The 8,563-nt window shown below is 73.0% G+C and carries 7 protein-coding genes and 1 riboswitch; of the genes, 5 read left to right on the top strand and 2 right to left on the bottom strand.

The features are described from left to right. The first annotated feature begins 136 nt into the window (after positions 1 to 136). From shc to AB0F11_RS21985, 4 genes are read left to right on the top strand one after another with little or no spacing between them, the layout of a single operon-like run. Positions 137 to 2,377, top strand: a complete 2,241-nt coding sequence (gene shc / locus AB0F11_RS22000; protein ID WP_362176261.1) for a squalene--hopene cyclase — start codon at positions 137 to 139, stop codon at positions 2,375 to 2,377. After that, positions 2,377 to 3,141 carry a 1-hydroxy-2-methyl-2-butenyl 4-diphosphate reductase gene (locus tag AB0F11_RS21995; RefSeq protein WP_362176240.1) on the top strand — a complete coding sequence of 255 codons (765 nt, stop codon included), beginning with the start codon at positions 2,377 to 2,379 and terminating at the stop codon, positions 3,139 to 3,141. Before shc ends, AB0F11_RS21995 begins: the two co-directional genes overlap by 1 nt. A 5-nt stretch (positions 3,142 to 3,146) precedes the next feature. Beyond that, positions 3,147 to 4,178: an adenosyl-hopene transferase HpnH gene (hpnH, locus tag AB0F11_RS21990; protein WP_362176237.1), complete on the top strand. Its 1,032-nt coding sequence runs from the start codon at positions 3,147 to 3,149 to the stop codon at positions 4,176 to 4,178. Then, positions 4,175 to 5,614 carry an aspartate aminotransferase family protein gene (locus AB0F11_RS21985; RefSeq protein WP_362176234.1) on the top strand — a complete coding sequence of 480 codons (1,440 nt, stop codon included), beginning with the start codon at positions 4,175 to 4,177 and terminating at the stop codon, positions 5,612 to 5,614. The genes hpnH and AB0F11_RS21985 overlap by 4 nt, the downstream gene beginning before the upstream one ends. 23 nt (positions 5,615 to 5,637) lie before the next feature. On the opposite strand, the gene AB0F11_RS21980 is transcribed toward AB0F11_RS21985, so the two are convergent. Beyond that, on the bottom strand, positions 5,638 to 6,078 hold the full coding sequence (locus tag AB0F11_RS21980) for an SRPBCC family protein (RefSeq protein ID WP_362176231.1): 441 nt from the start codon (positions 6,076 to 6,078) through the stop codon (positions 5,638 to 5,640). Between the two features lie 78 nt (positions 6,079 to 6,156). Further along, positions 6,157 to 6,975 (bottom strand): tyrosine-protein phosphatase, encoded by an 819-nt coding sequence (locus AB0F11_RS21975; protein ID WP_362176228.1) that lies wholly within the window; start codon positions 6,973 to 6,975, stop codon positions 6,157 to 6,159. A 351-nt stretch (positions 6,976 to 7,326) separates the two neighbouring features. Further along, positions 7,327 to 7,531: riboswitch (cyclic di-AMP (ydaO/yuaA leader) on the top strand. Between the two features lie 4 nt (positions 7,532 to 7,535). On the opposite strand from AB0F11_RS21975, the gene AB0F11_RS21970 reads away from it, so the two are divergent. Next, entirely contained in the window at positions 7,536 to 8,498 is a 963-nt protein-coding gene (locus AB0F11_RS21970; protein ID WP_362176225.1) for a LysM peptidoglycan-binding domain-containing M23 family metallopeptidase, read from the top strand. The last annotated feature ends 65 nt before the right edge of the window (positions 8,499 to 8,563 follow it).

Below are 8,563 nucleotides of genomic sequence, written 5' to 3'. Positions count from 1 at the left end.
GACGCAGGCGGCTGCGCCGCCCTGCGGCGCAGCCGCCCACCGGCCCGGCCACGCCCCGGCCGCCCGGTCCGAGCCCCGGCCTGCGGCCGTGACCGCATCCGAGCCCGTGAGCGCGGCCGTGATCGAGCCCGAGCTCATGGCTGCGGTCGTGGTCGAGCACGAGCTCATGGCTGCGGCCGTGAGCGAGCCCGAGCCGGTGACCGCGGCCGTGACCGCACCCGAGTCCGTGGCGGCGGCCGTGTTCGAGCCCGTGGCCGCGCCCGCGGGCGGGCTTGAAACCGCATCCGGGGACGGACCGGCGGCCGGCACCCCGCCCGCGCCCGGCTCTGCTCCGCTCCGGGAACGGAGCGGAACCCGGCACCCGGCCCGTGACCGCAGCCGGGGGCGTACGGGCCCGGTCCTGGTCCCGACGGCCGGCCCGGACCACGGCGGCGCGGGCCCCGGCCCCGGCGGTGTTCCTCCGGGGGTGTACGAGGCCGCCGCGCGCGCGACCCGGCACCTGCTGGAGCGCCAGGACGCCGCCGGCTGGTGGAAGGGCGACCTGGAGACCAACGTCACCATGGACGCCGAGGACCTCCTGCTGCGCCAGTTCCTCGGCATCCGCGACGAGGCCACCACCCGCGCCGCCGCCCGGCACATCCGCGCAAAGCAGCGCGAGGACGGCACCTGGGCCACCTTCCACGGCGGCCCGCCCGAACTCTCCGCCACCATCGAGGCGTACGTCGCCCTGCGCCTGGCCGGCGACGCCCCCGAGGCCCCGCACATGGCCCGCGCCTCCGCCTGGATCCGGGGGCACGGCGGCATCGCCGGCGCCCGCGTCTTCACCCGGATCTGGCTGGCCCTGTTCGGCTGGTGGAGCTGGGACCACCTGCCCGAAATCCCGCCCGAGCTCGTCCTGTTGCCCTCGTGGGTGCCGCTGAACATCTACGACTTCGGCTGCTGGGCCCGCCAGACCATCGTCCCGCTCACCATCGTCTCCGCGCACCGCCCCGTCCGCCCCGCCCCCTTCACGCTGGACGAGCTGCACACCGACGCCCGCCGGCCGCGCCCCGCCATCCGCCCGGCGCCGCTGACCGGTTGGGAGGGCCTCTTCCAGCGGATGGACAAGGCCCTGCACCTCTACCGGCGCATCGCCCCGCGCCCGCTGCGCAGGGCGGCGATGGCGAAGGCCGCCCGCTGGATCATCGAGCGGCAGGAGAACGACGGCTGCTGGGGCGGAATCCAGCCGCCGGCCGTCTACTCGGTCATCGCCCTGCACCTGCTCGGATACGACCTCGGCCACCCGGTCATGCGGGCCGGGCTGGAGTCCCTCGACCGCTTCGCCGTCTGGAGCGAGGAGCCGCCCGGGCCCGACGGCGCCCCCGGCGGCCCCGTCCGCATGGTCGAGGCCTGCCAGTCACCGGTCTGGGACACCTGCCTCGCCGCGATCGCCCTCGTCGACGCGGGTCTGCCGCCCGACCACCCGGCCCTGGTCAGGGCCGCCGACTGGATGCTGGGCGAGGAGATCACCCGTACCGGTGACTGGGCCGTACGCAGGCCCCGACTCGCCCCCGGAGGCTGGGCGTTCGAGTTCCACAACGACACCTACCCCGACATCGACGACACCGCCGAGGTGGTCCTCGCCCTGCGTCGGATCCGCCACCCGGACCCGGCCAGGGCCCAGGCGACCGTGGCCCGCGCCGTGTCCTGGACCCTCGGCATGCAGTCCCGGGACGGCGGCTGGGGCGCCTTCGACGCCGACAACACCAGCCCCTTCCCGAACCGGCTGCCGTTCTGCGACTTCGGCGAGGTCATCGACCCCCCGTCCGCCGACGTCACCGCCCACGTGGTGGAGATGCTCGCCGTCGAGGGCCGGGCCGCCGACCCGCGGGCCCGCCGCGGCATCACCTGGCTGCTCGCGCACCAGGAGCCCGACGGCAGCTGGTTCGGCCGCTGGGGCACCAACTACGTCTACGGGACCGGCTCGGTGCTCCCGGCGCTCGCCGCCGCCGGGATCCCCCCGGCCCATCCGGCCGTGCGCCGCGCCGTGCGCTGGCTGGAGTCCGTACAGAACGAGGACGGGGGCTGGGGCGAGGACCAGCGCTCCTACCGGGACCCCGCCTGGGCCGGCAAGGGCGCCTCCACCGCCTCCCAGACCGCATGGGCGCTGATGGCCCTGCTCTCGGCGGGGGAGCGGGACGGCAAGGCCGTCGAGCGGGGCATCGGGTACCTGGTGGGGACGCAGGCCCCGGACGGCTCCTGGGACGAGCCGTACTTCACCGGAACCGGCTTCCCGTGGGACTTCTCCATCAACTACCACCTGTACCGGCAGGTGTTCCCGCTCACTGCGCTCGGCCGCTACCTGTACGGGGAACCCTTCGCGCCCGGGGCCTCCTGATGGCCGCCGCCCGGGCCGGCGGGCCCCGGTCCGGCCCCGGCCCCGGGCCCGATCCCCGGTCCGGCCCCGGCCCCGGGCCCGATCCCCGGTCCGACCGCGGGCCCGTACCGCTGCTGGTCGCCTGCGCCCTGCGCATCGAGCAGGCGGCCCTGCGCAGCGGCGGCGAGCGCGGCGCCCCCGACCGGTACGCCCTGCTGCGCACCGGCATGGGTCCGCGCGCCGCCGAACGGGCCGTGGGCCGGGCCCTCGCGGAGCCCGCCCTGCGCGGGGCGGCCGTGCTGGCCACCGGGTTCTGCGCCGGACTGGTCCCCGGCATGCACCCAGGCGACCTGGTCGTCGCCGAGGAGACCCGCGACCCGCGGGGCACCGTCGCCTGCTCGGGGACGGCCCTGCTCGCCGAGGCACTGGCCCGGGCCGCACCGGGCCGCACCGTGCACACCGGCCCCCTGACCGGCTCCGACCACGTCGTCCGAGGCCAGGAGCGCGCCCAGCTGCGCGCCGGCGGCGCCATCGCGGTCGACATGGAGTCCGCGGCCACCCTGTGGACCGCCGCCCGGGCGGGGCCGCCCTGGCCGCCCGCACCTCCCGGTCCTCCCGGCCCCCACCGCCCGGTTGCGGCCGTCCGGGTGATCGTGGACGCTCCGGAGCACGAGCTCCTCCGTATCGGCACGGTCCGCGGTGGAATATCTGCCTTCCGCGTACTACGTGCCGTAATGCCCGCTTTCTATGACTGGCACCGTTCTTTGCTGCTCCCCAGGAGGTGAGCCAGATGGCCATGCCGCTGCGACAGTCCATCAGGGTCGGGACCTATCTGCTCGAACAAAAGCTCCGGAAGCGGGAGAAGTTCCCGCTGATCGTCGAGCTCGAGCCGCTCTACGCCTGCAACCTGGCCTGCGAGGGCTGCGGGAAGATCCAGCACCCGGCCGGCGTGCTCAAGCAGCGCATGCCGGTGGCCCAGGCCGTCGGGGCCGTCCTGGAGTCCGGCGCGCCCATGGTGTCCATCGCGGGCGGCGAGCCGCTGATGCACCCGCAGATCGACGAGATCGTGCGGCAGTTGGTTGCGCGGCGCAAGTACGTCTTCCTCTGCACCAACGCCCTGCTGCTCCGCAAGAAGATCGAGAAGTTCGCCCCCTCGCCCTATTTCGCCTTCGCCGTGCACATCGACGGACTGCGCGAGCGCCACGACGAGTCGGTCGCCAAGGAAGGCGTCTTCGACGAAGCCGTCGCGGCCATCAAGGAGGCGAAGCGGCGCGGGTTCCGGGTGACCACCAACTCCACCTTCTTCAACACGGACACCCCGCAGACCGTCATCGAGGTGCTCAACTACCTCAATGACGACCTCAAGGTCGACGAAATGATGATCTCGCCCGCCTACGCCTACGAAAAGGCGCCCGACCAGGAGCACTTCCTCGGCGTCGAGCAGACCAGGGAACTCTTCAAGAAGGCCTTCGCGGGCGGGAACCGGCGCCGCTGGCGGCTCAACCACTCGCCGCTCTTCCTTGACTTCCTCGAAGGCAAGGCCGATTTCCCGTGCACCGCCTGGGCCATTCCGAATTACTCGCTCTTCGGCTGGCAGCGCCCCTGCTATCTGATGAGCGACGGGTACGTGCCCACCTACCGCCAACTGATCGAGGAAACCGACTGGAACGCCTACGGCCGCGGAAAGGACCCGCGCTGCGCGAACTGCATGGCGCACTGCGGCTACGAGCCCACCGCCGTCCTCGCCACCATGGGATCGCTCAAGGAGTCCCTGCGCGCGGCCCGGGAGACCCTCGGCGGCAACCGGGGCACCTCGTCATGAGCACCCCCGCCACGCCGGCCACCCCTGCCACCCCTGCCACCCCGCGGCAGGGCCGCACGGGCTTCGACCTGAAGGCCCTGCTGGCCGAGCGCGGCGGGGAGCGCTACGAGCTCCACGCCCGCCACCTCAACCCCCAGCTGCCCCGGATGCTCCACACCATCGGCTTCGACAAGGTCTACGAGCGGGCCGAGGGCGCCCACTTCTGGGACGCCGAGGGCAACGACTACCTGGACATGCTCGCCGGCTTCGGGGTGATGGGCCTGGGCCGCCACCACCCCGTCGTCCGCCGCGCCCTGCACGACGTCCTCGACGCCGGCCTCGCCGACCTGACCCGCTTCGACTGCCCGCCGCTGCCCGGACTGCTGGCCGAGAAGCTGCTCGCGTACAGCCCCCACCTGGAGCGGGTCTTCTTCGGCAACAGCGGCACCGAGGCCGTGGAGACCGCCCTGAAGTTCGCCCGGTACGCCACCGGGCGGCCCAGGATCCTCTACTGCGACCACGCCTTCCACGGGCTGACCACCGGATCCCTCTCGGTCAACGGGGAGAGCGGGTTCCGCGACGGCTTCGCCCCGCTCCTGCCCGACACCCGGATCGCGCTCGGCGACCTGGCCGCGCTGGAGCGGGAGCTGAAGCAGGGGGACGTCGCCGCGTTCGTCGTCGAGCCGATCCAGGGCAAGGGCGTGCACGCGACCCCGCCCGGCTTCCTCGCGGCGGCGCAGGAACTGCTGCGCCGGCACAAGGCGCTGCTGATCGCCGACGAGGTGCAGACCGGCCTCGGCCGAACCGGCGATTTCTACGCGTACCAGCACGAGCCGGGCGTGGAGCCGGACCTGGTGTGTGTGGCCAAGGCGCTGTCGGGGGGCTACGTCCCCGTCGGGGCGACCCTGGGCCGGGAGTGGATCTTCCGGAAGGTCTACTCGTCCATGGACCGGGTGCTGGTGCACTCCGCCAGCTTCGGCTCCAACGCCCAGGCCATGGCGGCCGGGCTGGCGGTCCTCAGCGTCATGGAGGAGGAGGGACTCACCGCCCGTGCCCGAACCATGGGCGACCTGCTGCGCGGGCGCCTCGCGGCCCTGGTGGACGAGTACGAGCTGCTGCACGAGGTGCGCGGGCGGGGCCTGATGATCGGCATCGAGTTCGGCCGGCCCGCCTCCCTGCGGCTGCGCAGCCGGTGGACGATGCTCCAGGCGGCCCGCAAGGGCCTGTTCGCGCAGATGGTCGTGGTGCCGCTGCTCCAGAGGCACCGGATCCTGACCCAGGTCTCGGGGGACCACCTGGAGGTCATCAAGCTGATTCCGCCGCTCGTCGTGGACGAGTCCGACATCGACCGGTTCGTGGTGGCGTTCCGCGCGGTCATGGACGAGGCCCACGGCGGCGGCGGACTCATGTGGGACTTCGGCAGGACCCTGGTCAAGCAGGCCGTCGGCGGAGGCTGACGGCCTGCGGCCGGGCCGGGCGGTCAGGCCGCCTTGGCCCGGCGGATCACGTCCAGGGTGTGGGCGACGGCCTCGGCCATGGTGGCTTCCCGGCGCTCCGCCTCGTCCGGCCCGAACTCCTCGGCGTACTCGCCGCTGAAGGTGAGCAGGAGTCCGCCGCGCTCGTCCTCGTCGATGTCGTTGGTGATGGTCCACACGGCGCGGTCGTCGGAGCGGTGGAACGCCACCCGGCGGCCGGTGTCGAAGACGATGTCCTCGACGAACCGGTCGCCGCCGAGGACGATCTCCCGGACCAGGCCCTGCGGCCCGCTGGAGAGCACGGTGCACTCGGTGATGGCGGGGATGTACGGCAGCGGGTCGGCGGCCTTGGCCACCAGCCCGGCCCAGACGTCCTCGCGGGTGAGGCGGGGCTCGGCCGTGCCGTCGGCTCCGTTGACGGGCAGGGTGAAAGCGGTGCGGGTCACTTCGGCTCCCTCGTCGGATGATCTTGCCGAAAGGGCCAACCGGGTAGGGGCCGGATCCATTCCGCCGCCGGACAGGCCCTAGTGGAGGAACTGCTCGCGCAGCCGGGCGAGGGTCTCCGGAGCGAGGCGCAGACCCTCGGCGAGGTAGTGCTCGACGCCGCCCCAGCGCTCTTCGATGGCTGCGAAGGCCGCGTCCAGGTAGGCGGCGCGGGCGTCGAAGAGCGGGGCGAGCAGCTCCATCACCTCGGGGGAGCGGGCCTCGGGCACATCGCTGCCGCGGCGCACGCGGTAGCGGCGGTGCGGGGCGTTCGACTCCAGGTAGTCCGCACTGATGGCCTCGCGCTCCACCCCGAGGGCGAGCAGGGTGACGGCGATCGACAGGCCGGCCCGGTCCTTCCCGGCCGCGCAGTGCATGAGCGCCGGGACGCTGTCCTCGGCGAGGGCGTGCAGGACCCGGCTGTGCTCGGCGGTGCGCTCCAGGACGATCGCGCGGTACGAGTTCGTCATCCGGGCGGCGGCCTTCCCGTCGCCGAGGATCCCGCGGAGCTGCTCGACGTCGCCGTCGCGGACCATCGTCCAGAACTCCTTGCCGTCGGCCGGGTCGGACAGGGGGATGTTCACGTTGCGCACGCCCGGCAGCTCGACGTCGGGGCCCTCCAGGGCCTGGTCGGCGCGGTTGCGGAAGTCGAAGACGGTGTGGAGGCCGAGCGATGCGAGGAATTCTGCATCGGTTTCGGTGGCATGTGCGAGATGTCCGCTTCGGAACAGCCGTCCCGGCCTGACCCTCCGCCCGTCCGTGGTCGGCAGTCCGCCCACGTCGCGGAAGTTGCGCACTCCGGACAGTTCGGGCTCCGGTATCCGGTCCGCCGACGGGGGCGGGGGTATCTGCTGGGTCACGGGAACTCCTCCGGCGTTGTCGTGGTGTATCGGCGTGCGTCTGGTTCTGTCGAGGTCTGTCGCGGTCTGTCGAGGTTTGGCGTGGTGTCCGAATTGCACTGCTTGGGGCCAACTTGCCGTTGTCGGTGGCCAGATCGGGCGCAACCGGCGTGAGCCAGATCATACGGTGACCGTGAGTGCCTGATCGTCAATCCCGAATGGCCCGGCAGGAAAGGCCGTTGGCGGCGCGGAATGGACGGAGGGTGACCGGTAATTGCCTCGAAATCCCGCTTCTGTGAATCCGTCAGGAATTCATGGCTTGTTCCGTGATGCCGTACTCGATTACCTTCGCCATCGATCCGGATGGACCGCCTAATCCTGCCGCCGTCCGGAAAACCGCACCCGACCGAACATGTGCGGCAGGAGCGGGGGAACCAGGTAGGCCGCTGCTCTTTTTGGATCTTTTCCTTGAGGAGCAGCTCGGGGTGAAGCCGTACACGTTCCGCTCGGTGCGTGTTCGGCCGGACATCTCCAGTCCGAACCCGACAGCTCACCTCGCAGGCGACGGAGAGGAATGCGCCATGCCGGCTCAGGGCAAGCACCGCCGTCCCAAGTCCCGCTCGATAGCCCGCGGCTTCGCCTTCGCCGGCACCGGTGGCGCCGCCCTCGCGCTTCCGCTGATCGGCGCCGCCGGCGCCCACGCGGCCGCCCCGGCCGCGGCCCCCGCGGTCGCCCCGCAGGTCCCGGTGTCGCTCCAGGCCCAGCCGACCGCTGCCGTGCAGGCCGCGCCCCAGGCAGCGCCGGCCGTGTACACGGTCGTGCCGGGCGACTGCCTCTCCACCATCGCCGCCGACCGCCACCTGCCGGGCGGCTGGGAGCGGCTGTACGCCGACAACCGCGAGGCCGTCGGCACCGACCCGTCGCTGATCCACCCCGGCCTGAAGCTGACCCTGGGTGCGCAGGGCGACGCCGCTGCGGCCGCGAAGCCCTCCGAGGCCCCGGCCGGGAAGCCCGCTGCCGCGCCGCAGGCCGCGCCGAAGAAGAAGTCCCCGGCGGCCGCCGCCGACCAGGGCGCCCCGGCCGTCGCGGCCGCCCCCGCTCCCGCTCCCGCGGCGAAGGCCCCGGAGGCCGCCCCGGCCGCCGCCTTCGTCGCCCCCGTCGGTGGCGGCATCTCCACCCAGTACAAGACCCCCGGCGCCATGTGGTCCAGCGGTTACCACACCGGTGTCGACTTCATCGCGAGCTCCGGCACCACCGTCAAGGCGGTCGGCGCGGGCACCGTCGTCTCCGCCGGCTGGGGCGGCGCGTACGGCAACCAGGTCGTGATCCGGCACGCGGACGGCAAGTACTCCCAGTACGGCCACCTGTCCCAGCTGTCCGTCTCGGTCGGCCAGACCGTCGCCGCCGGCCAGCAGATCGGCCTCTCCGGCTCCACGGGCAACTCCACCGGCCCGCACCTGCACTTCGAGGTCCGCACGGGCCCCTCGTACGGCTCGGACATCGACCCGCTGGCCTACCTCCGCTCGAAGGGCGTCAGCATCTGACGGCCGCCGTCGCCGCCGCTGCCGTCGCCGCGGAGGCGTGAAGACCCGCGTGAGGCCGGGACCCG

The sequence above is a fragment of the Streptomyces sp. NPDC032472 genome (assembly GCF_040636955.1).
Lineage (GTDB): Bacteria > Actinomycetota > Actinomycetes > Streptomycetales > Streptomycetaceae > Streptomyces.
This window is presented reverse-complemented; position numbering and strand designations above follow the sequence as displayed.

Coding starts and splice junctions, on each gene's coding strand:
- shc (WP_362176261.1), top strand. CDS start 137: ATGGCTGCGGTCGTGGTCGAGCACGAGCTCATGGCTGCGGCCGTGAGC.
- AB0F11_RS21995 (WP_362176240.1), top strand. CDS start 2,377: ATGGCCGCCGCCCGGGCCGGCGGGCCCCGGTCCGGCCCCGGCCCCGGG.
- hpnH (WP_362176237.1), top strand. CDS start 3,147: ATGGCCATGCCGCTGCGACAGTCCATCAGGGTCGGGACCTATCTGCTC.
- AB0F11_RS21985 (WP_362176234.1), top strand. CDS start 4,175: ATGAGCACCCCCGCCACGCCGGCCACCCCTGCCACCCCTGCCACCCCG.
- AB0F11_RS21970 (WP_362176225.1), top strand. CDS start 7,536: ATGCCGGCTCAGGGCAAGCACCGCCGTCCCAAGTCCCGCTCGATAGCC.